Below are 25,260 nucleotides of genomic sequence, written 5' to 3'. Positions count from 1 at the left end.
GTGTTGAGGTTTGGGTTTTGAAGAAATCATCAGGATCTATTTTCCAGCGGACCACCACGGAATGGCGGATAGCCGGTCCCGAGCACCATCGCCAGATCGATATCTTCCGCAGTTTCGGCCACCCCTTCTTCAAGGCAGCGCTCGGCCTCGGAGGTCATCAGCGAGGCGAGGATTTCCCGGGTATCATGCGGTGCGTCTTCGGTGCCCGTCTGAAAAGAAATGGCCTCGGCGTTCACTGCCGGGCTGGCATCGTCATACACGTAAAAACCACTGCCACCCTTTTTCCCGATATGGCCCGCATCAAGGAGTTTCTCCACCACCCGCGGGATCTCCATTCGGTTCGGAAATGCGGCCGCCAAAGTCCGTGCCACGTGCATCGCCACATCCAGGCCGACTTCGTCCAACAACCTCAATGGCCCCATCGGCATCCCAAAGTCGAGCATCGCTTTGTCAATTTCCCCGGGATCACCTCCTTGCTCAAAGAGTGCTGCGGCTTCCACCAGGTAAGGCATTAGAATTCGATTTACTAGAAAACCCGGAGTATCACGAACCACGACCGGAAGCTTGCCAATTCCCCGGACGAATGCCACAGCCGTGGACAAGGTCTCATCCGAGGTAAAATCCGTGCGAACGACCTCGACCAATTGCATCCGATGCACCGGATTGAAAAAATGAAGTCCCACCAATCGATCCGGATGCGGCACACCGCTGGCCAGCTCATGAATCGGCAGCGCGGAAGTGTTGGTGGCAAGTATCGTATCGTCCGCGCAGCGGGAGGCCAGGTCAGCAAAGATCCTTTTCTTGATCGATAATTCTTCGACCGCAGCCTCAATCACCAGATCACAGTTTCCCAATGGAACCCTGTCACTCGTTGGATGAATCCGATCCAAGCCCCGAGCCACCTGATTTCTTGAGAAAACGTGACGCTTCCCTGCCTCATCGTAGAGTTTCCGGATATTTTCCATACCGCCGGCCAATGCCGCATCGGAGACATCCTGAAGGATGGTTTCGATCTTCCTCGTGCTCAGCCAATAAGCAATACCAGAGCCCATCACCCCGGCTCCGATCACTGCGGCACGATGAACCGGACGTGGATCCGCCATTGTGTGCCGGTGCTTTCTTGCCCTCTCCTGCAGGAAGAAGAGGCGTATCAACTGTGCTGTCTGAGGTAATGGCGCGAGCTTCTCGATCGCTTCCCGTTCCGCCTGCTGGGATTTTTCCCGCGTGTGCCCGATTGATGCCACCGCGACCTCCAGGGCAGCCTCCGGCCCGGGATAGTGGCCTCGCGTTTTCTTGAGTAATTCCTTGTGTGCCTGGACTCGGGTCAGCGCAGCAACGGCCTGGTTATGAATAATCGGATTATGCGTCAGGTGCCGTTTGCCCTTTTCGATGTAGGTCAGCGCGTGCGCTTTGAGATGCTCGGCAGGGACAATCTCATCGACCAATCCCTTGCGTTTGGCATCGGCTGCGGAATGGAGTTTCCCCGAAAGAATGACGGGCAACGCATCTTGTAGGCCCAAAAGATCCGGCAGCCGTGTGGTCCCGCCCCAGGCAGGAAGAATTCCCAACTGTGTTTCCGGCAGTCCTATTTTTGTCGCGGAGGCATCGCTGGCGATTCTCCAATCACATGCCAGAGCCAGCTCGTATCCCCCGCCCACGCACGCGCCGTGGATCGCCGCAACAGTTGGATATGGTAGGTCCGCGATCCGATTGAAAAGTGTTTGCCCAGTCGTGATCAGGCGGCTGAGTTTTTCGCCACGGGCTGTCGAAAGTTCTTTCAAATCCGCTCCAGCGATAAAAATTCCCGGCTTTGCGGAGCGTATCAGCAAACCAGTGATTTCCGGTTGAAGCGCGAGTTCATCCAAGCGCTCTCCAAGCTCGGCCAATGTCGCGGAATCAAAAACATTCGCCGAAGAGTCCGCGCGATCAAAAACGAGGACGGCAGTGGTATTGACGTAGGTGAGAGTGATGTTTGACATGGCTTCTGGCTGCTAGAAATTGATACAATTACGGACGTTCAAGATAGAGGGCAGCTCCCTGGCCTCCGCCGACACAGAGCGATGCGAGTGCACGTTTCCCACCGGTTTCCCACAGTTGATCCAATGCGGTTAACACCAACCGTGCTCCTGTGGCACCAACCGGATGGCCGAGGGCTATGGCACCACCGCGGCGATTGATTTTCTCCAATGGGAGCTCGTAGGCCGGGAGATCGAGCTGATGGGTCTCGGGTTTCTTCAGGGAAGCGAGCACCGCCAGGACTTGAGCTGCGAAGGCCTCGTTGATCTCGATGATATCGGCATCCTCCGGAGAGATTCCATGAAGCTGCCTGGCCCGATGAATGGCATGGACAGGCCCCAATCCCATCCGGGCAGGATCACATCCACTATAAGCATAGTGAGTTAGCCTGCCCAGAGGCTCTACCCCCAATCGCTCTGCCGCAGCTTCGCTACCGACGAGCAACGCCACCGCCCCGTCCGTGATCTGTGAGCTATTTCCGGCGGTCACCGTCCCTGTGATTTTATCGAAGATCGGGCGCAACGTTGCCAACTTTTCTTTCGTGGAATCCGTGCGAATTCCGTTGTCTTCCACCACCGCGCTACCCCGCGTGAAAACCGGAGAAATTTCACCGTTCAACGCTTCCCTGGAAGCCAGCGCCTTACGGTGTGACTCGGCGGCAAACTGATCCTGCATTTCCCGGGAAATGTTATACTCGCGCGAAAGCAGCTCCGCGGTATCGCCCATGATCATTCCGGAGAATGGATCCGTAAGTCCCAGCTCCAATCCGATTCTGGGCTTGAAATCCGAGATATTGAAGCTCGCTGCGGCTGAGATTTTCTGTCCCGAGGATTTTGCGCGATTAAGCTCGGAGAAATGCAACGCTGCCTCATGGGGAAAGAGCAAAGGCACATGGCTCATACTCTCTGTCCCGCCAACGAGGAAAAGATCTCCCTGGCCAGCCAAGATCCGCTGATGCGCGGTCGTGATCGCCTCCATACCGGAAGCACAGTTCCGGTGCACGGTGACCGCCGGCACATGCGCCGGGACTCCTGCTCTCAGCGCGATGATGCGGGCGATATTCGCAGCCTCCGCAGGTTGTGCCACGCAGCCGAAAATCACTTCGGAAAGCTCTGCGGGATCGATCCCCGTCGCGGTCAGTAGCGCGGAAGCAGCGGAGCGCCCCAGATCATCGGCAGTCAGATTTGCCAGATCCGTTCCGATTTTGGAAAATGGCGTGCGGGTTGCGGCGATGATGAACATAAACTTCGGGGGTTGGTGCTGAATGAAACCAAATTTACTGGATTAGCAGTATTTCATGGAAGTATATCAGTTACATTTCAGGAGTGGATAAAAATATCAGGTATTCGGTGGATTTTGCTTCACTGGCTTTTCGGGCGGTTATCCAGGATTTTCTGCTCCTTCAATTGCTTGCCCACGCCCTGGAGCTCCCGCATTTCTTCCCAGCTATGGAATAAAACGTCATTTGGGGCAAACTCGGTGGAGCGCTGGAATCTATCGAGAATCGCGTCGCGAAGCTGGGCTTCATCACCCTTCAAAACCACGGCATGGACAAGCACCACATCACTCTCCATGGGATCGTCATTCCTTTTCCGCAGTTCCACCTGCCATGCACCCAGACCCTCTGTATCATCGAGGATATTCTCCAGTGCATTGAAGTCCACGAGAGTTCCCTTGAGCTTGTCGATGTGCAGGTTCTTGAAATCCGATACGCGGGAAATTTTCCCAAGTAACCGCGGGCATGTGCGGCCGCAATGCGGGCACGCTTCATAGGTGAGTCCTTTCTCGATGAGATCACCCGTCCGGTAACGCAGAACAATCGTGCCGCGGGAGTCGAGCTGGGTGAGGACGATCTCACCGGGATGTCCGTCCGGGACTCTGTTTCCGGTCTCGGGATCAATGACTTCGACAAACGCCATATCAGGATAAACATGAAATCCCGAAGGCTCACCCTCCGCCGTTGGCAGACATTCGGTGAAAGCGATTTTTGCCTCGGTGAAGCCATATGTGGACATGATATGGACTTGCTCCGCGCCCATTTCCGCACACAGTTCCTTAAGCTTCCGGCGCATTCCAGCTGGCACCTTTTCACCCCCCAGCACCAATCGTTTGATATTCTTCCAGCGAGAGCCGGTGGCCATCCCTTCCTGCAGAAGGTGATAGAGAAACGTCGGCATCGCAATGATCGCCTCGGGATCGATCTTATCGATAATCCGGATATTTCCTTCCGTGCCGATGGTTTTCCCCCCGCCGGTGGAAAGCATAAAAGTATTGTGCCCCATGCTCGCATAATGCGCCTGCCAGAACGCCAGATGGGGTGCGAAAGGAAAAGCATTCACGTGGCGGAACGAGGCATCGGACTGGCAAAGTTCCATCAGCCGGCGGCCTCCCTCCGTCAGCCTTTCGATATCATGCGCGGTATAGAGGAAAGGAACCGGCGCGGCCGATCTGCCCGTTGTGCTGGTCAGCAGGATCGGTCTCAATTCCGCCTCGAGAGCCGCTTTGGTAGCGGCTTTGCCGGTGGTGAGTCCTCGGAAGATCGTTCTCCACTGGGTTTTTAAAATCGCCTCGTCAGGGATGATCACAAAATCCCTTGGAACCTTGAAATCCACCTTGGAGGTAAACGGCAGATGCACAAGGTCATCCGTGGTGCGGATATCCCGGGCATCAATTCCCAACTCCAGAAACATCTCTCGATAAAAGCTACAGAATGGCACAGCACGGGTCTGCAGGAAACGCTTCAAAATCGCGTTCTGACGTATGTGGATACCTTCAGGCGACGCGGTCGCCCACCATGCTGTTGTCTGCTTTTTCATCGGGTTGGGTTTCGAGAAGTGCGCGGATTTGATCGAGGTTCTCCAAGGTCACCTTACGGCCAGCCTCGATGAATCGCTCGAAATTCGAGTAGTCATTCCAAGGGGCGAAAAAGTGCTCGGGACGTAAACAAAGATCCGCGCGTTTCAGTGAGTCATGGGCGATCCTTACCTGGGCACAGCGGATGGACTGGCGAAAGGTATCGATGATATTCCCCTGGGCCAGAAAGTTGATATTCCGGTTGATCATCGAGAGACCGCGCCGAAACATCGAGAAGCGCTCCACCTCGTCATCATCACGATACATCCCCGCATCCACCTCTTCAAAACTGGGAATAACGGATACCGCGATCACACGATCCACGTCCGAGAACTTTTGCAACGCCCCCACCGGCACCGGATCCACCACACCGCCATCCACGCAGCGGCGTCCGTTGAGAACCACTGGTGCGATGATTCCCGGCATCGCGCACGAAGCGTGGACGGCATCCGCGATCTTCCCACTGCGTAGGACCAGGCGTTCCTTCGTATCCAGGTCCGCGGTGATCACCAGGAGCTTGCGTTTCAAATCCTCGAACTTCAGGTCACCCAGTGATCGCTCAAGATGGGCCTTTGCCTTGAGACCATGGAAAAGCCCACGGGTTGGCGGAAAAACGGGATCCGCGAGCTTCCAGAGCTGGCGGCGATCGTGCATTTCCTCGGCTAGCTCGGCTAGAGCCTTCCCCGAAAAACCAGCTGCCCAGAGCGCCCCGACGTAGGAGCCCATCGACGAACCGGAAATCGCATGAACTTCGATTCCGTTTTCCTCAAGAACCTGGAGCACCCCGACGTGCGCGAGCCCGCGAGCGCCCCCGGAAGAGAGCGCCAAGCCGAGCTTGAGCTTTGCGGGAACATCTGTCTCCAGTGGTCGCTCTTGCCGGTTCGGACGGGGATCGCCCTTTAGTTTGCGAAGAATTTTTCCGAACATGATTGGTGAAGCGTGTGGACTTAAAAATTATTTTTACAAATCCAACTAACACTAACCAATGCACCCGGAATGGCAAACTATTCCCTTCTGAATCAGGTAGCTCCGCCACAGACCTCAAGCCATCGGCCTTACAAAAAGTAAACTCCGCATACAGGCAAGCATCACGGATGACGTAGGTGCGAACTGCTGTAGCGAGATTCGAAACGAAACGGTTTCCGTCACTCCGCTTTAGCGGGCACAATGAGCGGGCACAATGTCTCTAGCGTTTCTTTGCTAGGAACATCGCCTGGGAGAACCCGTTATTTTTTGGGGTCGCGGTAAGGAGGTGGTTCGGTTCGCTGCGCACGAATCCAATTATTACGGCTGCTCTGAGGTGCTTTTGAGTCGGTAGAACCGCTGGCTGGTCAGTGACGAACCTGTGAGGCGGACAGGGAAAGAGCGGAGGGCTGAGGACGACGGGATGCCCATAGGCCTCCAGTTCTGCAGGTCGTCGGAATATTCGAGTTGATGGGTGCTTCCGGGGTCGCAGGGGAAATCGAGAGAGATGGTTTTATCGGAAAAGGTTTCCAGAGTTGCGCCGTTAGGTCGGCTTTCCGATAGAAGCGGATCGGTGCCAGCGATCCATTCGGAACAATTGGAGAACAAGTCGCCATCAAAGTCAGCCGACCGATCGTCGATACCGACGACGAAAGGCGCACCTAGCGCCGCTTCCGTGGTATCGGGAATCCCGTCATTATCCCAATCCTCCTGGATGGCCTTGATGACCGTGTAGTCGCCCGCGATGTAGAGAACCCCGTTTTCATCGACATCAAGACCACGCGGACTTGAGAGACCTAACGAATCGGGCGAGAGCACGGTATCGGTGCCGGCTTGGAATTTCGGGCCACGGAGGGTGGTGACCGTGCCATCGGGGCGGATTTTACGAATTTTCCCGGTGGAGCCACTGGCTTCATCAGAAACATAAAGGTTTCCAATCCGATCAAGTGCAAGTGCCCGGGGCCGGTCAAAGCGCGCGGTGGAGATTGGTCCATCCACCCACCCCGGTTCGCCATTGCCAGCCACGGTCGTGACAATGTTATCGACTCCAATCCTACGAATGCGGCGCCCCGAATATTCCGCCACGTAAACGATGCCTGCATCGTCCCGGGCAATCCCCACCGGAAAGTTGAAACCGGCTTGCAAAGCCGGCCCATCAACAGACTCCGCAGTTCCGCTTCCTGCAAATGGGGTTCCGACATGAGATGCGGTGATTCTCTGGATGCGATTGCCCGTGGAGTCCGCCACCAGGAAGCCCCCGGATGGAAGTGAAACCAGATCGGCAGGCACGATTGAATTCACCTCCCACCTGTCGCTGGCTACGCTCGAAGGAGGCAGGAAGTGGATGACATCCCGGGTTCCAGCGTCCCCCACTGAGAGTTTACCCTCGGGGGTAAGGGCGATCGATTGGAAAGACTGGGTATAGCCTCCGGTGTGATACAAGGTCGATTCACCGCCGCTTATTTTCCAAATATTATGCAATCCCACGGCGTAGAGTGTGGAGTCATCTTTCCGCACGACATCGGCAACGCTGCTTAGGTAGCCCGTGCCTATGGTTTCAAAACGGACTTTTTGAGCCGAAATACGCAGAACCTTGAGACTGGCGGAGGCCGTTTCCATCTGCCCTTTCCCCGCCAGAACCCGGATGACCGTATTGGAGGGAAGCTCCTGCGGGCCGGTCCAAACGGGAGATTGGAGCGTGGGCATCGTGCCATCTGTCGTATAGTGGAGAACCGCGCCGGAAGTCTTACTGGTCAGTCCGATAGGATCGTAAAGGTCGCTCCATGTGCTGGAAAGAACCGGTGGATCCACAATCAACCTGAATGTTTTGGCGGTGACGGACGAAGCCAGCCAGCCGGAGCCCGACTTGAAAGCGATGGCACTTAAAGTCAGCGAACGGTTGATCGGAATTCCGCTCTCCGCCGAGTAGAGCGGACTGTTTTCGTCAGGAAGCGATCCATCGATGGTGTAGCGTATGGTCGTGCCGGGGGTGGACTCGCTGAGTTCGATGGTGGAGTAGTCGTTGAGGTAACCATTGCCACCGCTGATTTGCACCCCGTTCGGCCGGAGTGTGTAAACCGCCTCGCTAGCAGGGCTGGGCTCAAGATCCGGCCTGAGGGATATAGCTTTGAGTGTGAGAGGGTCGTTTGCATGCACCCATATTCCCGGGGTGAAAACAGGACTGCTTTCGTCCGGAGTGCTGCCATCCGTGGTATAATGGGTGACTGCTCCCGGAACATCATTCCCGATCGTATAGGAAACGCCGCCAATATGGGTGCTCGTCGGCGGAGTGATGAGGGGCGGAGGCAGAGTGTCCGCAGTGCTGATCCGGAAGATTCTTTCGCTCTCGTAATCGGCGAAGTAGATTTCGCCAGCCTCATCCTTGCCGAAGGTGGAAATATTATAGGCGGTATCCTTGAGCAAGGCGACGCGCCCGCCTGCGGCAGGATTTTCCATCCCCCAGATACGGCCTGTCTGGAAATCGCCGAAAATATAAAACCCTTGAAGCCGGGGATCCGAACCGCGGTAGGTCTGCCCCCCGGTAACTGAGGAGCCGAGGGTGTGATCGTATTCAAATACTGGTGGCACAAGGGCTCCGGTGATTTCCTGTTGGACACTGAAATCGAGGGTGCCTTCCTTGACCGACCAGCCGAAATTAATCCCCGCATTAATGGAAGCTGAAGGGATGAAATCGATTTCCTCCCGCTGGTGTTCACCCACATCTCCAATGAAGACATCTCCGGTGAGTGAATCGAACGAGAAGCGCCAGGGATTTCTCAGTCCCCAGCAGAGGATTTCGCGGGAATTGACATTGTGTGTTGCGAACGGGTTGGTTGCGGGAATCGAATAGGGCAAGCCCGGAGAGGTATTTTCCACATCTATCCGCAGGATCTTTCCCAACCTGTTGGTAAGATTTTGGCTGTTCTGATACGGATCGCCGCTCCCTCCGCCGTCGCCAGTGGAAATATACAGAAGCCCGTCCGGCCCAAACGCCAGCTGACCGCCATTGTGATTGCGCTCCGGCTGCGGGATGACAAGAAGGATGGTCTCGGCCCCACCGTCAGCGACATCCGGATCGGAACCCATCTGAAAACGGCTGATTACCGCGGCCCCGTCCCCCATGCGGCAATAGTAAATTATAGAAGCACTTTTTCTCAGCGAAGTTTGGCGGAAAAGCTAGCCCCAGAAGACCCTGCTCTGCGTAGGTGCCGATCCTGTCACCCACATCGAGCAACGGGGTTTCCAGCAAGGCTCCGTTTTTCAAAATTCGGATTTCCCCATCCTGACCAACGAGAAACAATCTGTTGCTTCCGTCCGCTGCATTCTGGATGTCCACAGGCCGGGGAACGCCGGAAGCCACGGAGGTGAACTCTAGGATGGGCCAATTTGGCTCGGCGGCATGGGAAGCAAGCATGCATCCGATCCATCCTAAAACGAAAAACAGTGGAACCTTTGTGATGGAACAATGCAATGCCATGAACAGAAAATTGGCAGAACCCACGCCAAAGTCCAGATGTGGTTGCAAGTGGCTTTCGTAGAAAAGGATGCCTCTTCATCCTCGCCAAAACAGCTACCTTTTCTTCGCCTGGCCCATTGCTTGGCTAAACCAATCGTTGCCGGGTGCCTGCTGCTGGTTGCGGTTTCCTCCACCATTGTTCTGGCGCTGCGGACGGCGATCGTTTCCGCCCGGGCTGCTATTGCGCTGGCGTGGCTCGAAATCCGGCTGGGACTTCATCGAAAGGGAAATCCGGTTTCTCTTGAGATCCACTTCCATGACTGTCACCTGGACCTTCTGGCCGACTTTCACGACCTCGCTCGCATCCCGCACGAATTGATCGGAAAGATGGCTGACGTGGACGAGGCCGTCCTGGTGCACGCCGACATCCACGAACGCTCCGAAGGCTGTAACATTGGTCACGATGCCCGGTAGCTTCATTCCCACTGTGAGATGCTCCGGCTTTTCAACGCCCTCGGCAAAATTGAAAATTTCAAACGCTTTCCGCGGATCCCGACCCGGCTTTGAAAGCTCTGAAAGAATGTCCTGGAGTGTGGGCAATCCGACCTCCTCGGAGATGTATTTCTTCAGATCAATTTTCTTCCGCAGGGAATCATCCCGCATCAAATCCGCGACCCCGCAGCCAAGATCCTCAGCCATTTTTTCGACCAGCGCATAACGCTCCGGATGGACTGCCGAAGAGTCCAGGGGATAGGCCGCATCACGGATGCGCAGGAATCCGGCAGCTTGCTCGAAAGCTTTTTCACCAAGCCGCGGGACCTCCTTCAGCTGGGCGCGGGAAGTGAATCCACTGTTTGCCGTGCGGAAGGAAATGATGTTCTCGGCGAGTGAATTACTCAGCCCGGAAACATAGGCCAAGAGATGCTTCGAGGCGGTATTGAGCTCCACGCCGACACCGTTCACACAGCTTTCAACCGTGCCATCAAGAGAGGTTTTGAGAGCGCGCTGATCGACATCGTGCTGGTATTGCCCTACGCCGATGGCCTTCGGGTCCAGCTTTACGAGTTCCGCAAGAGGGTCCATGAGACGACGGCCGATGGATACCGCGCCGCGCACAGTGACATCCTCGTTGGGAAATTCCTCACGTGCCGCCTCCGAGGCGGAGTAAATGGAAGCACCGCTTTCGTTTACCATGATCACCTGGATCGAGGCGGGAAGTTTGAGCTTTCTGACAAAAGCCTCCGTCTCGCGGGAAGCGGTGCCGTTGCCGATCGCGATCGCTTCGATCTGGTATTTTTTCAAAAGGCCAGCCAGCTCCAGAGCCGCTTCATAAGCCTGATTTTGGGAGCCTGCCGTGCAGTGCAGGACCGTGTGATGAAGCAGGTTTCCCTGAGCATCCAGCACGACGGTTTTACAACCGGTGCGGAAGCCCGGATCAATCGCCAGAGTGCGTTTCCGCCCGAGCGGGGAGGCGAGCATCAGCTCACGAAGATTGTCTGCAAATACCTGGATTGCGGTTTCATCCGCACGTTTTTTGCCGAGAAGACGCATCTCCGTCTCCATGGATGGCATCAGGAGGCGCTTGCAGCCATCTTCCACGGCCAGGCGGACCTGCTCAGCGCAGGCACCGTTTCCGGAAACCCAATCCGCTACGGCAATCCTTGTCACGCGCTCCAGCGGCACTTCGATGCGCATGAAAAGAATGGCTTCCTTTTCGCCGCGACGGATCGCGAGCATCCGGTGGGAAGGGATTGTCTTGAAGGCCTCGGACCACTCAAAGTAATCACGGTATTTTGCCGCATCCGCCTCCTCCTCTTTGCCATACATGATTTTCGAGGAAACCGTGGCTTCCTCCTCGTAAATTTTCCGGACCTGGCCGCGTAGGTTCGCGTCATCGGCTACACGCTCTGCAATGATGTCACGCGCACCTGCCAGAGCATCTTCCACGCTCGCCACATCCTTTTCCGCATCGACATACTTGGCGGCTTCCTCTGTGGGATCGGCGCCCTGGTTTTCGAAAATGTAGTCTGCCAGCGGCGTCAAACCACGCTCGACCGCCTTGGTGGCACGGGTTTGCCGTTTCGGGCGGTATGGCGCGAAGACGTCTTCCAAGGCGGAAAGCGTCAATGCGGCAAGCACCTTCTTTTTCAGCTCATCGCTCAAAAGACTCCGCTCCTCCAAGGATTTCAGAATGGTCGCCCGCCGTGCATCCAGCTCCGCAAGCTGCATCATCCGGTCCCGGATGGTCTGGATTTGCAGCTCATCGAGCTCTCCGGTCGCCTCCTTACGATAGCGGGAGATGAAGGGAATCGTAGCTCCTTCGGCTAGCAGTTTGGCTGTGGCGGCAACCGAGGAGAGCTTGATGCCGGTCTCCCGGGCAATGAGTTCGAGATGGGCTTGGGAGGAAGTTTCTGGCTTGGAGTCGGACATGGCTTTCGGGCGGGTTTTATGCCAGAAGCCTTGCTGGTGGCAAGCGATGGGTGGAGGAATCAGAAAAGGGCCACCTCCTTCCTGCCGGAAGCCTGCGGAAATCTTTTCATTTCCCCCGAAAAATCCATCAAGAACCTCCTGGAACCTCGGTCCACACGGCAACCGTTTAGATCGCTCCTTCCGGAGATTTTTCTCACACCTTTTGGAAACGATTTTCCAATATCCAGTTCGCGGCTATTCTACGGAAGACGCATGCCCCCAAATCTCTCGAGAACCCGCTCCGATCTCTGCGAAACCCACGCGGAAGAGCTCGCGGGTGCCATCACACACGCCGTCGGCCTGCTGCTCAGCATCATCGCGCTGATCGTTATGCTGAAAATTTCCATCGGCGATCCATGGCGCACCATTGGCGGTGCCGTTTTCGGTAGCACGCTGGTGCTACTCTATCTTTCATCGACCCTCTACCATTCCTTCAGCGGACCGAGGACAAAGTCGGCGCTCCAGATCATCGATCACTCCGCAATCTATCTCCTGATCGCCGGCACCTACACTCCCCTGGCGCTCGTCACCCTGCATGGTCCCTGGGGTTGGACGCTGCTAACCATCGTTTGGACTATGGCGTTGTGCGGAGTGATCATCAAATCCGTGATGAGGAAAAACCGCGAGCACTGGATCTCCACCGCGCTCTATATTTTCATGGGCTGGCTGGTGGTCGTCGCTCTCGGCCCGCTGATCAAAGCCATGCCCACAGGCGGGCTTGTTTTATTGGTTTCGGGCGGGCTTTGCTACACAGGCGGAGTCGCCTTTTTCGCCTGGCAGAAGTTAAAATACAATCACGCGATCTGGCACCTTTTCGTTCTAGCTGGAAGTATCTGCCATGCGCTGATGGTCATCCTCCACGTGCTTTCCTGAAGCCTTTCCCGCACCCCCGGAAACAGGCGAAGACAGCTTCCGAAAAGCAACAAAATTCCCCGCATGAACCGCGGCCCTTCAGCCCGCTCCGGCGTCCAAAAAGCCAGCCAACCGCTACCTCCCTGCCAACCGCTTTCCATTGATCAGCTTCAGCAACTCCGCCGTAGCCTCGGCGTCACACAAGGCCCGGTGATGCGACTCCAGCGGGACCTGGAAATACTCCGTCAGTTTCCCCAGACTGTAGGACGGCAGACCGGGGAAAAATTTCCTCATCGCCACCACCGTGCACAAGGTGGGCCTGCGGAAATCTTCACCGATCCGCGCGAACTCCTGCCTCAGAAATCCATAATCAAATGACGCATTGTGTGCCACGAAGACCGCGTTCCCCACGAAGTCCCGGAAGGCATCCGCCACGTCCTCGAACTTCGGTGCGCCCGCCACCATCGAATCGGAAATGCCTGTCAGGCGCGTGATGTTCCCCGGGATGCGGCGCTCCGGATTCAGCAGCGTGCTGTATTTCGCCACCACCTCTCCACCGCGTATCCTCACCGCACCGATCTCCGTTACGCGATGATGCGCCGCCCGACCGCCTGTGGTCTCGATATCCACCACCACATATTCCTGATCCGGATCGGCGAACCACTCCACCCTCACCACCCCGACCCGGAAGCCCGCCGCCTCCAGCGCCTGGAGCTGCACCAGCTGGTGCCTGCGTATTTGATCACCCTCCGCCTTCACCTCCACAAAACGCAAGCCCTCCGCGCCCACCACCATCAGGTCCGGGTAACCGATCATCGTCTCCCCCGGCCTCTTCGCCATCCGCCGCAGCACTGCCGCGACCGCCCTCGGCGGAGCATGGGCCAACAGCTCCCGTATCACCTCCATCGTATCCCGTCTCCACCGGAAAACCCCGTTCGCCTTCCCGCAATGTGCGCCTGCCACCGCCTCCAGATATTCCAACGCCGCACCGGTTTGCAAAAGCTCCAGCCGTGCCTCGATCGCCGCCTCGTTCTTCCGGAAAAAACTTCCATCGCTCAGCTGCGTCGGCCTGTGCTCGAATTCATTGTGCTTCGTCTCCCCGTTTTCCCCCTGCAGCTCCTCCCAGAAAAGCAGGCCGAAGAGCGAAGCCCACAAATGGTTCTCCGTCCGGTAAGCTCGCTTCCTTTTCCTCCTGAAATGATTCGCCGCCGCTTCCTCCGCACTATCCCGGAAAGCCTCATCGATCTCTATCACCGGCGCCGAGCGCAACATTCCCGTAAGCCGTCCCACCTTACGCCCGCCGAATTTCCGCGCGTGGAAATCCTCCGCGAACAGCAGCTCTTCATCGGAAGATGGCGAGGAAATCATCTCCTCCAGCAGCCGCTCCGCCTCCTCCGGCTTCCCTTGGGAAACAAGAATCCGACAAACCCGCTCCCGCGCCGGATGCGCCGAAGTCTTCCGGTAAACCCCCAAAGCCTCCCCGGGAAATCCCGCCTGCTCCAGCCGCGCACCCAGCCGGCAGATCTCCCGATCGCGCTCCATATCCACGCCAGCCCCGGCTCCTGCCACCGGCCAATCCTCCAGCCCCGCCGCAATTTCCACCAGCATCTCTCCATCCGCCACGGAGATAGCCTCCGAAAGTTTCGCGTAGAAAAACGAATTCACCGCCGCCTCCCTCGTGGGGAACTTTACTTCGAACGACGATTGCCCCGCCCGCGTCTTCACAATCCCCAGATCGCGCAGCGCCAGCGCCTGCAGGTTACGCCTCTGCTTTCCAAAAAACAGGAAGAACAGGAATTCCAGCGTCTCCACCCTCTCCTGCACGATGAATCCGCCCAGCAACTCATCGCCCAGCACCCCCGTTTCCCCATCCCCGCAACCCTGCACCAAGCCCAGCAGTTCCCCCTTCGTCTTCGAAGAAAGCCCCTTCATCGGCTTCAAAATATCCACAATCTCAGGCCGCGTCAGCACCGCGACGATGCCGCGCTCATCCGCCCGCCCCGGCTCCCTCACGAACCCTGCCGACCGTAATACCGCCAACACCCCCGCCACATCCGGCAGCTCCTTGTATTTCAGCGAGGAAACCCGGAACACCGAGCCCGACCGGTTCGCCAGCCGCACCACCATCGCCCGCGCCTCGACTCCCAGCCCTCGGAAGTCCGCGATGAATCCCCTCTCCTCCCCGCCAAACAAACCCGCACAATTCCCCTCCAGAAACGCCAGCATCTCCTCGAAATGATCGAGGTAATAAAAAGGTCGGAGGATGGGAAAACTTCTAGCCACAGCGCTTGGGGGAAAACCCTTACCCCCGGCGCCATTAAAGTTCAAGTGAACAGTTACAAACATATCATCGCGCACCCATCGGACTCCCGTCTCAAAACCTCATAAAGTCCGCTCATCATACGATTATAATCGACCCTCTACATTCGCAACTTTAATGAAAAACTCCACAAATTTCTCGCTCGTGATATTTATTTGGATAATATGATTCCATCTTTCCCGATGGAGAATCATTCCAATAAAATTAATCTAGCTGTCGCAAGGATAGCCGGCCTCGTGAAGGGAGGAAAATTCACGAAATTCATCGATTTCATCGAGTTTTCCAACTACAAAAATTTTCAAAAAGGCTTGAGAGTTGAGTTTTTGTTCCCGTTGACGGTTGTGGTGGGGCAGAACGGTTGCGGTAAAACATCTCTCCTTCATGCACTTTATGGCGCACCAGGTGGAAAATCCCCGGGTCGATGGTGGTTCGGAACTTCGCTTGATCCGATCGTCGAAGAACTTCGTACTTCACAGAAACGAAAACGCCGGCTGGCGACTGAAGAAAAAGCGGCATTTTGGTATGGCTACCATGACGTGAGCGGCGTAGCCCGCGAAGTAGTGAAAATGCGCATCTTGAAACCAGGAGACCCTGACTATTGGGAGCCAAGTCGTCCGATCGCTGCATATGGCATGCAACTCAATGAGGATAAATCGCGAGATACCGCGATACAAATGCAGTCGGAATATTTCAACCTTAAGACCCAACTCAATGCTTTCGATCGCGCTTTTTATTATTCTGAACCAGAAGAGTTAACAAAAAAGATTCTTTATCTTGCCTACTGGAAAAGTTTACGAGCCTTGGGGCGAAAAAGCGCAGCGAGAATCCAAGACTTCATTCGCTACAGATCTGAAAAGCTGAGAAAAGTGTTGGTTGAGGGAAAAGAAATCTCCCATAGAAGCTGCAATCAACACAAGCAAAGAGTAGCCCTCAGTAACGAAGAGCTAGAAACAATCAGTTACATAATCGGGCGAAAATACACGCACGGATACATTTTAGAACATCGATTTTACGGCAGTTGGGGAATATCTACCTATTTCCGGACAGACGCTCGTTCATACTCCGAAGCCTTTGCCGGAAGTGGCGAGAGCGCAGTCGCACAGATGGTTCACGAAATTATGTCTGGAGCGTCAAATCGATTGCTTCTCATTGATGAACCAGAAACTTCACTTCACCCGGGAGCCCAAGAACGGCTACTCGTTTTTATCCTTGATCAGATTGCCTCGAAGTTCTTGCAAGTAGTCATATCAAGTCACTCCCCTGTTTTTGTCCGCCATCTTCCTGAGAAAGCAATACATGTCTTGCACGCCAATATCGATGGCAAAGTAGAACATCGCCAGAATATTAGTCCAGATGAAGCATTTCACTCTATCGGACATCCGACGGAAAATGTGACACAGATCTATGTGGAAGACATCCTAGCAAAGCAGATGCTGGACGCCGTTATCAGCGCTGAAGGGGAAGCTTTTTCGAACCGATTTCATGTGAGCTACAGCCCCGGCGGAACCGGTGACATGAAACAAGATGCCGCAAATTTGCAGTATCACCGATTCGCCCAAAGAGTTCACTACGTCTTCGACGGGGATCAGGCGCTTAATACGAAAAATATCGAATTGAACAACATTGGAATCGACTCTACCTGCGACGATATTGACGAACTAATAAAGGAACAATATGGTTCTAAAATTTCGTTCCGTCAGAATTCGAATATGAACGAGGATACAAAACGCGAAATGCGCATCAACTTCATCAAATTTGCAAATACCCATTTCCACCTTCTTCCTTTCGACACCCCAGAGGCAGCTTTGTGGGACACCGACACAGCAATGGTTTTAATTAAGCAGTTCGCCACTGATTCCGACAATATTCCTGAATTCGAAAAACTTAAGCCAAAGGAACGATTTAGAGCCGTGACAACTTTAATACAGCCGGACTTCGCTCAAACCGACAGCAGAGAGATCAACCTTATCCAGAAAATGTTTCTCAATCGATTCGTCTCTGAGAGGGGCGAGGCATTTGAGAACCTTCAGAATTTAATCCGCAAGATTTCTGAAAATGCTTGAGTGTATCGATTTGTTTTGTGGCGCGGGCGGGTTAAGTCTCGGACTGCAGCGAGCAGGAATCACTGTAAAACTGGCTACTGATCTGGACGCTGGATGCGAGGCGACTTACCGTAGGAACTTTGGAGACTCTCCCTTTCTTCGCGGGGATATCACCGAACTGCGCCCAGAGGAATTTCTCGATCATGTTGAGTCAAGGGAAAATCTAATTCTCGCTGGTGGTCCACCCTGTCAATTATTCAGTCGGCTGAATAAATCCCCGCGTTCCAATTCACGAGAAGTTGCGGCCTATATGAACTTAATTCGATCGATTAAACCCGCACACGTGGTTTTCGAGAACGTTCCGGCAATCAAGTCTCGATCCGATGCTTGGAATCTGGTTATCACCACACTCAAAGATGAAGGCTATCATGTTGAGCACGGTATTCTCAGAGGTATTGATTTTGGTCTTCCGCAGAAACGAGAGAGGATGATCGTCCTCGCATCGCGGAACAAGATCGGATTGCCAATGGGGGAATATGATCAACCAAAAACTGTCCGCGAGAAAATTGGTGAATTTCCTGATACATCAGACACAATCCCAAACCATGTCTCGTTAAAACTCTCAGCCGGAAATCTCGCTCGGATAAGGCAAATTCGTGCAGGAGAGAACTCGCGGGCCAGAGGAACATCATTCAGCGACAGTTATTCCCGTCTGCACTGGGATGCGCCTGCTCCGACGATAACCACAAAATGTATATCTTTCTCAAACGGTCGCTTCGGGCACCCCCAATATGATCGTGCGCTAACAGTTCGAGAAGCGGCTACTCTTCAAGGATTCCCCCACGACTTCATTTTTTGCGGCGATCTTTGGAGTTGTGCCCGGCAAGTTGGAAACGCTGTTCCACCTCCTATAGGAGAGGCACTGGGAAATGCTATCTTTGCATCCTATTGAGGTGAGAGAAGAGAATGTTCAGTCTCCGTTTTTTTATAATTTCACTGCCAAAAGCCTCAGCTTCCGGTCGGGCGCTGAATACGGACGGCGGTGTCGAGTTCTAATTCCCACTACCATATCGCTTTCCATAGGACCGCGGGTCTTCAGCCCGCCCCGGAGGACCTAATATCCGGAGTTTTGCATAAGTGGAATTTTATACCATCAATATGAAATTGTATTGGCGGGTCCGCTATTTTCCTAAGGATAGCGCTATGTATAAATGGTTGTTTTTTGTGGTCCTGGCGTTTTCTTCGGTGGCTTGCTCCAAGAAGGAGGTTGTGAGCTCCGAACCGTTGGAGGAGGAGGAGTTTTCCGAGTGGTTCGATGTTCTGGACACCACGTTGAGATCGAACGAGGTGAGCGGGAGCTACACCTGTTGGCGGAAGCTGGAGGGACGGAACCACAATGGGATCAGCCAGTTCCGCTGGGTCTCGGAAGACAGGCCGCTGGATAAGTCTTTCAGGTTTGCCATGCTGTGGAACAAACGTGTCGAGGACTACTACGAGGAAGGCAAGGAGTGGCATCTCAAAGGTTACGAGCGTGTGAGCCTGAACGTGTTTGTCGATGCTTCGGGGATTGCGAGATATCAGGCGATCTGGATCTATCCAGCGAAGCCAAAGGAGAGCGTGATCCAGGCATCAGCGCTGGACGAGGATATGGCGGCCGCCCGTGAAAGCAGATTCACCCCTTGGGAGAGCAGTCCAGTGCTGCAGAAGAGATTCGACCAAAGAGAGAAAAAGACCTGCCCGCTCTATCAGGAGATGGATAAGAACCGCCGTGGCAGATCCATCTATACCGAACCCGGCGAGGGCTTCCATTTTGCTGCCCGTATCTTTTGCAACAGAGTGCGCTTCCTGCGCTTTCACAGGGAATACACCGAAGCCGGATTCAAGCTCCTAAACGTCTCCACGGCGCCCGATGGGAACTTCAGCACCCAGTATTCGGCAGTTTGGGTCGCGGAAAAGGATTTTGAGAGAGCTGTGAAAATGCAGGCGAAGCTTGGAATCGCAGTGGCGGATCCGATCACCGAGGAGGAGATGAGACTGGAGATGAGGAGGTAGTTGCTACGGGGGGACGTGCTCGCTATTCCGGAATCCCTCCATAAAAGCAATCTGCCTGCTAGCGGCTGCAGATGACCGATTGCGCAAGTGCCCTAGCCTTTTTTCGCGCGCATGTTGTTGAGGGGAGTTTCGAGATACTTCCATGAGGCGAGAGTCATCGCCCAGGTTAGTGCGGCGAAGCATGCTGTGCGCAAGGCTGCCTGCGGGATGGAATCCGCATAGGGGCCCCACCAGAGGATTGGCAGAGTTTTCCCGAGGATGATGGGAGCCAGATTGTGATAGAGGTAGATCCCGTAGGAAAGGAGCCCGACCTTTTGGAGGAAGGCGGTTTCGAGAAATCTGCCGGCGATGTTTTGCCAGCCGATGGATGCGGTGGCGATCACTCCGCAGAGACCCACCGATAAAATGCAGGCGTAGAACGGGCCGATGTGATTGGGCGGCAGACCGAAATGGCTGCCGTATTCCAGGGTAAGAAAGGTGCCGAACCCGGCGACGCCAAGGATTTTCCAGAGTCTGCTGGAAAGTGGAAAGCCACTGTGGATGAGGAGCGCCATGAGCCCACCTATGCCGAAGTAATCGAACGAGCCCCAGCTGATCTTGCCCGGCCAGACGAAGGGCGGCATGAAAAGGTGCTCGTAGTAGCGGGAGAGCGGCGCGATCGCGGTGAAAAGGATCATCGCCATTGGCAGAAAGCGGCGCGGGGTGAGCCAGATGACAACCGGCCAGAACAGATAGAACTGTTGCTGGATCGCGATCGACCAAAAATGTGAGGTTCCGTGTGGCCACTCTCCGATGAGAGCGATGTGGAAATTCGTCAGGTATAGTAGATACCAATGAAGATTGTGCCAGAGCTTCGGGGCCAAGAAAATGAAGGCGATGCCCAGGGCCACGTAGTAGGGAGCGATGATCCGCAGCCCGCGGCGCCATTGGAAATTTTTCCATGCCTGCCAGCGCCAGGAGCCGCCATTTGCGGCAGCCTCCGAGCGATCCCGGATGCGGAGTAAGGAGCCCGTGATGAAATAGCCCGTGAGGACCAGAAAGAAGTAGAGCCCGATCTCGTAGGGCAGATTGAAGTTCCAGGCTTTGGGAACCCAGTGATCCCAGCAAATCCCAAGCATCGCGAGGGCACGGAGACCATCGAGCTGGATTGCGCGGTTGCTGGGCGGCTTGCTCATATAGGGGAAAACTAAAAGCGGACTACCCCGGAGAGGCAGCCCGCTTTTGGAAAGAGCTGGAGAACCCGGCTTTCGGCCGATTCTCCATACTATGAATTAGATGCCTTTTTTAACAACGTCATCGAGGAGGTCAATCACGCGGTTGGAGTAGCCCCACTCGTTGTCATACCAGCTGACCAGCTTGAAGAAGGTGCTGTTGAGCTCGATGGAGGAGCCTGCATCGTAGATGGAGGAAGCCTTGTCGTGGATGAAGTCGGAAGAAACCACCTCGTCTGTGGTGTAGTTGAGGATGCCTTTGAGGTAAGTCTCGGACGCCTTTTTGAGAGCGGCGTTGATCTCCTCAAGGGAAGTTTCTTTCTCAGTTTTCACGGTGAGGTCAACGCAGGAAACCGTAGGAGTAGGAACGCGGAACGCCATACCGGTGAGCTTGCCTTTGACTTGTGGGCAAACGAGAGCCACTGCTTTTGCAGCGCCAGTCGCGGAAGGGATGATGTTGATCGCCGCGGAACGGCCACCTTTCCAGTCTTTCTTGGAAGGACCGTCTACAGTCTTCTGGGTAGCGGTGTAGGCGTGGATGGTGGTCATGAGACCTTCCTTGATGCCGAAACCTTCTTTGAGAAGCACGTGAACGAGTGGTGCAAGGCAGTTGGTGGTGCAGCTTGCGTTGGAGATGAGGTGATGCTTCGCAGGATCGTATTCGCCGTCGTTTACACCTTGCACGAAGGTGTGAACGTCGTCGCCTTTACCAGGAGCGGAGATGATGACTTTTTTCGCACCAGCAGTGATGTGGCCTTGTGCGAGCTTGTCTTCGACGAAAAGGCCGGTGGACTCGATGACTACGTCTACGCCGAGCTCTTTCCAAGGGAGACCTTCCGGAGTGCGTGCGGATACGACTTTGATCTCGTGGCCGTTAACAACGATGATGTCGTCTTCTTCCAGTTCCGGGGAAGATTTCTTGGAGGATACTTCACCGTCGAATCTGCCTTGTGTGGAGTCATACTTGAGAAGGTATGCGAGGTTGTCGGCAGGAACGATATCACCGACTGCGGCGACTTTGAATGTGGTGCCGAGGTGGCCTTGTTCGACGAGTGCGCGGAAGACGAGGCGTCCGATGCGTCCGAATCCGTTGATGGCGATAGTGGTCATATGTTTGCTTTAAGTAGTCCGGAGACTGGTTGTTGAAAACGCCGCGGACGGTCCTTCCGCCCGCGGCGGCGGAACTTTGCATGGATTTTTCCCAGCGTCAATACTGCTGTATGGCGAGAACCCACGGGGTTTTTCCGGAATTTCGGGAAAAGCGGTATCGCCGCCCTTCTATGCCGAAATCACTTTGTAAACCCCGGTCTCGATGACAATCCGCGGCCTCAGGCCCAATTCCAGCAGATGAGCTTCATACGGAAGCTGGCGGTTGGCGACGATCTGGAGGCTGCCCCCGCGTTTCAGGGAGGCGGCCGCTACCGAAAGAAATGCTTTTCCGAGATCCACATCGCGCGATTGTGCGGTGTGGAAGGGTGGATTGATGAGGATATGATCGTATTTCTCCGGGAGCCCCTTGGTGACATCGTGCCAATGAAAACCCGCGGGCGCCTCCGCCGGAAGGTTCTTCCTCGCACAGGAAAGTGCGCGGGCATCCGCTTCAAAGAGATCGATCCGGGAAATATTCGGCAGCTTTTTCAGCGCGGCCTGACTGAGAAAACCCCAGCCAGCACCGAGATCCGCCACGTGGCCGCGGACGGAATACGAGAGATGATCGATCAAGAGCTGCGAGCCGGGATCTACATGACCTGAGCTGAAAACCCCGGGCTCCACGGTGAAATCCGTATCGGGGATCAAGCGCGGCCGGGCCAGCTCCCGCCATGCGTCCAGCGTGGCCGCATCCCATGGTTTCGAGCGATCGACACAGAATGCGCGGCACTTGTTTTTTGAAAATGAGGACAGCAGCGTGGTCACTTTTTTCAGCTCTTTTTCATAGCGGGAAGCACCAGCGGTATTGGCCAGTGAGACCAGTAGCACACCGTCCGGCGCCAGCAGATCATGTGCTCTGGCAAATCCGGCGAGAATCTCATCCTTCGATTTCCCAGGCAGGAAAAGGATGGTCGAAAACTCTCCGGAATCCGGCACGGTGGAAATTTCCACACCCATCTCCCCGCAGCTATCCGCCAGAGGTTTGAGCGGCTGGCAAGCGGTCAGCCGGGGAATCGCAGCGAGATCGGGATGAGCTTCCGCTCCAAGAAAAAGCGTGGCTCCGCCTTTTTCCGGGAGTTCCTGACGGGCGAGAAAAAGGGTCTCCAATGCGGGGTTCATTATCGCAACAGTTTTATGAGTTCGGCCTCGATGATTTTATCGCACTCCTCGATCTGCTTGATCCGGCGCGTCTTCGCCTGCTCCGCAAGCTGCTCAAGGGCATCGATGTCATAGAGGTAGACCTCCTCGATTTCTCCCACCGAATGATCGATATCCCGCGGGACAGCGATATCGATGAGGAAAAGCGGGCGGAACTTCCGTGCGCGGCGGACGGATTCCACCTCCTCCTTGTGAATGATCGTGTGGGGCGCACCAGTCGATGAAATGACGACATCCACATTCTTCAAAACTTCCAGCCAGTCATCGAAACGCACCGCCCGGCCCTTCATTTCGGCAGCCAGCTCTATCGCGCGGTCATGGGTGCGGTTCGCGACAATGACGGATTTCGCGCCGCGTGAAACCAGCGCCTGGGCGGTCAGACGGCTCATCTCACCCGCCCCGAGCACCATCACCTCGCTGTCCTTCAGGTGGCCGAAGATTTTCTCCGCCAGCTCCACTGCAACATTCCCAATCGAGGTCGATCCCTCCTGGATGGAAGTCTGTGTGCGGACTTTCTTGCCGACGCTGAAGGCCTTTTGGAAAAGCTTGTTCAGCATCGCCCCTGTCGTCCCAGCCGCATGTGCAGCCTGGTAGGCTTGTTTTACCTGGCCGAAGATTTCTGTCTCGCCGAGCAACATGGAGTCCAGCCCGCTGACAACCTGGCATAGATGTCTGGCCGCCTCTTTCTTATCGTAACGGTAGAATGGCTCCTCATGGCCGTGGACTTTTTCCGCGAGAGCATTCTCCAGGCGCCTCACCGCATCCCCGGCGTCTTCCGCAGCGAGGTAGAATTCCGTCCGGTTACAGGTGGAAACCACGACAGCCTCCGGAGCACCAGCCATATCGAGAAGATTCTGCGATGCCTCGCCAAGCTTCGTATTCCCCACAGCAAAGCGCTCGCGCACCTCGACGGGTGCCGTTTTATAATTCAATCCCAGGCAGACGAGTTCCATCAGACAAAAGCAAAAACCCCCAGAGAAAGGACGAAAAGCGCGACCGCCGCGATGGCGAACCGACGTCCAGTGATACCGCGAACCCGTTTCACGATCATCAGCACGAGATAGCCCACCCAAACCGCAACCGCAGCGATCAGGTGTCCCATGGCATCCTCACCATGTGGCATCAGCAAGCCTGCCAGGACCCCGAAGGTCAGCAAGCCCATCCCCAGCCACAACAGTCTTTCCAGGGAAACCAGCAATTCCCGCACGGGCGGCAGGTTCCGGAAGAGCCCACCTTTCAGATGATGCTCCTTGAGCTGGTGATCCAGCACCAGAAACATCACCCCGGCCACAGAGGCAAGGGCGAGTGCCCCGTAGGCAAGGACAGACATCGCGGAATGGGTCTCACCCCAGAAATTTGTGTTCAGGATCTTTTCCGGCGCTGCGTGAAGCTGCCCGGGAAAAAGCGCCAAGCCCTGGAAAATCACCACCACAGGAGCGGTGAAAACCCCCAGGAGGGAGATCCGGTAAACAGGACCGACCAATAGGTAAAACAATGTCAGCGACCACGCGAGAAAGACGGAAATCTCGCCGATGCTCCGTAGCGGGCACGCGCCGCGCATTTCACCGCGAACGGCCAGATAGCCCAGCTGGCACAGCAGCACGCCTATCATCCACCAGACGGTCCAATGACTTTTCTCCCCATGCCGCAAAACCAGCAGTCCGCGCACCCCGGCCACAGCGGCGAGGAGAGTAGAAGCGATCAAAAACCAGCGGTCCATGGCCTTTCAATCGCCCGAATGTGAAGAACTTGCAAGCCCCGAGAAAAGGACAGGCGGCGTTGCGCTGTATTGAGGCATACATTGGGCGGCAAGCTACCCGGCCAAAATTTTCCCATCACAGCTCAATGCGCTTCAGCCATTTCTCGCGTTTGAACCATGTTTCCTGCCGTTTCGCGTATTGGCGGGTGGCAAAAATGATCAATTCCTCGCACTGATCCCGGGAAATTTCTCCCGCGAGGTGCTGGCGGATCTCTTTCACGCCAATGGCTTTCTCCCAGTTCCCATGGATACCGGCCAGCTTCGCGACCTCTTCGATCGCGCCCGAAGCGAGCATTTCGCGCGATCTCCTGGCGATCCGTTCATGCAGCTCCGCCCGCTCTCGGACTAGCCAAACACCCTTTAAAAGCGCTTCTTTTTCCCGTGTTTTCCGCTCCCAGCCATCACGCAGGGCGGAAACCTTCCCTCCGGTGAGCAGACAAATCTCCAGCGAGCGGGAGACATACCGATGATTCTGCCGGTTCACCTGGGCCGCTTCCACCGGATCGAGCTTCTCAAGCTCTTCCAGTAATTCCGCAACAGGCTTTTTATCCATTTCCGCACGTAAGGCCTCATCACCCTTTGGCAGCGGCGAGGCACCGTGGGTCAGAAATTTCAAATACAAACCGGAACCACCGACAACGATCGGGACCTTCCCGCGTGCCTGGATATCCGCAATCACCGGCGCTGCCATTTCGGAATATTTGCCGGCATCGCAATGCACTCCCGGCTCCAGGATGCCGAAGAGATGATGCGGCACCACAGACTTCTCCTCATCGGAAGGAGCCGCACTGATCACCTCGATGCCGCGGAAAAGCTGATAGGCATCCGCGTTGACGATCTCGCCATCATGCTCCGCCGCGCAGGCGAGCGCGTGGGAAGTTTTCCCGGACGCAGTCGCCCCGCAGACATAAATTGGTGCAGGCAGCTCTGACATGCCCAGACTTCAAGCAAGATCGGCG

At 55.5% G+C, this 25,260-nt stretch carries 18 protein-coding genes; 4 read left to right on the top strand and 14 right to left on the bottom strand.

Annotation, left to right across the window (positions count from 1 at the left end):
- Window positions 1–29 precede the first annotated feature (29 nt).
- The 7 genes from ACFSSA_RS03790 to ACFSSA_RS03760 all read right to left on the bottom strand — a co-directional run bounded on the left by ACFSSA_RS03790 (window position 30) and on the right by ACFSSA_RS03760 (window position 11,719).
- Window positions 30–1,979, bottom strand: a complete 1,950-nt coding sequence (locus ACFSSA_RS03790; protein WP_386818455.1) for a 3-hydroxyacyl-CoA dehydrogenase NAD-binding domain-containing protein — start codon at window positions 1,977–1,979, stop codon at window positions 30–32.
- 28 nt (window positions 1,980–2,007) lie between these two features.
- Window positions 2,008–3,258 carry a thiolase family protein gene (locus ACFSSA_RS03785; protein WP_386818454.1) on the bottom strand — a complete coding sequence of 417 codons (1,251 nt, stop codon included), beginning with the start codon at window positions 3,256–3,258 and terminating at the stop codon, window positions 2,008–2,010.
- 119 nt (window positions 3,259–3,377) lie between these two features.
- Entirely contained in the window at window positions 3,378–4,832 is a 1,455-nt protein-coding gene (locus ACFSSA_RS03780) for a phenylacetate--CoA ligase family protein (RefSeq protein ID WP_386818452.1), read from the bottom strand.
- Complete coding sequence (locus ACFSSA_RS03775) at window positions 4,789–5,796, bottom strand: patatin-like phospholipase family protein (RefSeq protein ID WP_386818450.1); 1,008 nt, start codon at window positions 5,794–5,796, stop codon at window positions 4,789–4,791. The genes ACFSSA_RS03780 and ACFSSA_RS03775 overlap by 44 nt, the downstream gene beginning before the upstream one ends.
- Window positions 5,797–6,153: 357 nt before the next feature.
- A complete protein-coding gene (locus tag ACFSSA_RS03770; RefSeq protein WP_386818449.1) occupies window positions 6,154–8,919 on the bottom strand; it encodes a chitobiase/beta-hexosaminidase C-terminal domain-containing protein in 2,766 nt (921 codons plus the stop codon).
- Window positions 8,894–9,310: a PQQ-dependent sugar dehydrogenase family protein gene (locus ACFSSA_RS03765; RefSeq protein ID WP_386818447.1), complete on the bottom strand. Its 417-nt coding sequence runs from the start codon at window positions 9,308–9,310 to the stop codon at window positions 8,894–8,896. The genes ACFSSA_RS03770 and ACFSSA_RS03765 overlap by 26 nt, the downstream gene beginning before the upstream one ends.
- A gap of 93 nt (window positions 9,311–9,403) precedes the next feature.
- Window positions 9,404–11,719, bottom strand: a complete 2,316-nt coding sequence (locus ACFSSA_RS03760; RefSeq protein ID WP_386818445.1) for a Tex family protein — start codon at window positions 11,717–11,719, stop codon at window positions 9,404–9,406.
- 252 nt (window positions 11,720–11,971) lie between these two features.
- Here ACFSSA_RS03760 and trhA point away from each other — a divergent pair, with 252 nt between their 5' ends.
- Window positions 11,972–12,631, top strand: coding sequence for a PAQR family membrane homeostasis protein TrhA (gene trhA / locus ACFSSA_RS03755; RefSeq protein ID WP_386818443.1), 660 nt, complete (start codon window positions 11,972–11,974; stop codon window positions 12,629–12,631).
- Between the two features lie 114 nt (window positions 12,632–12,745).
- Here the strand turns inward: trhA and ACFSSA_RS03750 are convergent, their stop codons facing one another.
- Window positions 12,746–14,893, bottom strand: a complete 2,148-nt coding sequence (locus tag ACFSSA_RS03750) for an exonuclease domain-containing protein (RefSeq protein ID WP_386818441.1) — start codon at window positions 14,891–14,893, stop codon at window positions 12,746–12,748.
- 201 nt (window positions 14,894–15,094) lie between these two features.
- Here ACFSSA_RS03750 and ACFSSA_RS03745 point away from each other — a divergent pair, with 201 nt between their 5' ends.
- The 3 genes from ACFSSA_RS03745 (at window position 15,095) to ACFSSA_RS03735 (ending at window position 19,024) form a co-directional block, all read left to right on the top strand.
- Entirely contained in the window at window positions 15,095–16,993 is a 1,899-nt protein-coding gene (locus tag ACFSSA_RS03745) for an ATP-dependent nuclease (protein ID WP_386818439.1), read from the top strand.
- Complete coding sequence (locus ACFSSA_RS03740) at window positions 16,986–17,924, top strand: DNA cytosine methyltransferase (RefSeq protein WP_386818437.1); 939 nt, start codon at window positions 16,986–16,988, stop codon at window positions 17,922–17,924. Before ACFSSA_RS03745 ends, ACFSSA_RS03740 begins: the two co-directional genes overlap by 8 nt.
- A 317-nt stretch (window positions 17,925–18,241) precedes the next feature.
- Complete coding sequence (locus tag ACFSSA_RS03735; RefSeq protein ID WP_386818435.1) at window positions 18,242–19,024, top strand: hypothetical protein; 783 nt, start codon at window positions 18,242–18,244, stop codon at window positions 19,022–19,024.
- A gap of 92 nt (window positions 19,025–19,116) precedes the next feature.
- On the opposite strand, the gene ACFSSA_RS03730 is transcribed toward ACFSSA_RS03735, so the two are convergent.
- From ACFSSA_RS03730 to miaA, 6 genes are all read right to left on the bottom strand, one after another.
- Entirely contained in the window at window positions 19,117–20,199 is a 1,083-nt protein-coding gene (locus ACFSSA_RS03730; RefSeq protein ID WP_386818434.1) for an acyltransferase family protein, read from the bottom strand.
- 96 nt (window positions 20,200–20,295) lie between these two features.
- Window positions 20,296–21,345, bottom strand: coding sequence for a type I glyceraldehyde-3-phosphate dehydrogenase (gene gap, locus ACFSSA_RS03725; protein WP_386818433.1), 1,050 nt, complete (start codon window positions 21,343–21,345; stop codon window positions 20,296–20,298).
- A 168-nt stretch (window positions 21,346–21,513) separates the two neighbouring features.
- Window positions 21,514–22,503, bottom strand: a complete 990-nt coding sequence (locus tag ACFSSA_RS03720) for a class I SAM-dependent methyltransferase (RefSeq protein ID WP_386818432.1) — start codon at window positions 22,501–22,503, stop codon at window positions 21,514–21,516.
- On the bottom strand, window positions 22,503–23,495 hold the full coding sequence (hemA, locus tag ACFSSA_RS03715) for a glutamyl-tRNA reductase (protein ID WP_386818431.1): 993 nt from the start codon (window positions 23,493–23,495) through the stop codon (window positions 22,503–22,505). The genes ACFSSA_RS03720 and hemA overlap by 1 nt, the downstream gene beginning before the upstream one ends.
- Complete coding sequence (gene ccsA, locus ACFSSA_RS03710) at window positions 23,495–24,262, bottom strand: cytochrome c biogenesis protein CcsA (RefSeq protein WP_386818430.1); 768 nt, start codon at window positions 24,260–24,262, stop codon at window positions 23,495–23,497. The genes hemA and ccsA overlap by 1 nt, the downstream gene beginning before the upstream one ends.
- A gap of 115 nt (window positions 24,263–24,377) precedes the next feature.
- The gene (gene miaA / locus ACFSSA_RS03705; protein WP_386818429.1) at window positions 24,378–25,235 is read right to left on the bottom strand and encodes a tRNA (adenosine(37)-N6)-dimethylallyltransferase MiaA; all 858 of its coding nucleotides are present in this window, start codon (window positions 25,233–25,235) and stop codon (window positions 24,378–24,380) included.
- Window positions 25,236–25,260 lie beyond the last annotated feature (25 nt).

It is taken from the genome of Luteolibacter algae (assembly GCF_042683045.1).
Classification (GTDB): domain Bacteria; phylum Verrucomicrobiota; class Verrucomicrobiia; order Verrucomicrobiales; family Akkermansiaceae; genus Luteolibacter; species Luteolibacter algae.
The sequence above is the reverse complement of the archived record's forward strand: the minus strand, read 5'-3'. Positions and strand labels throughout refer to the sequence as shown.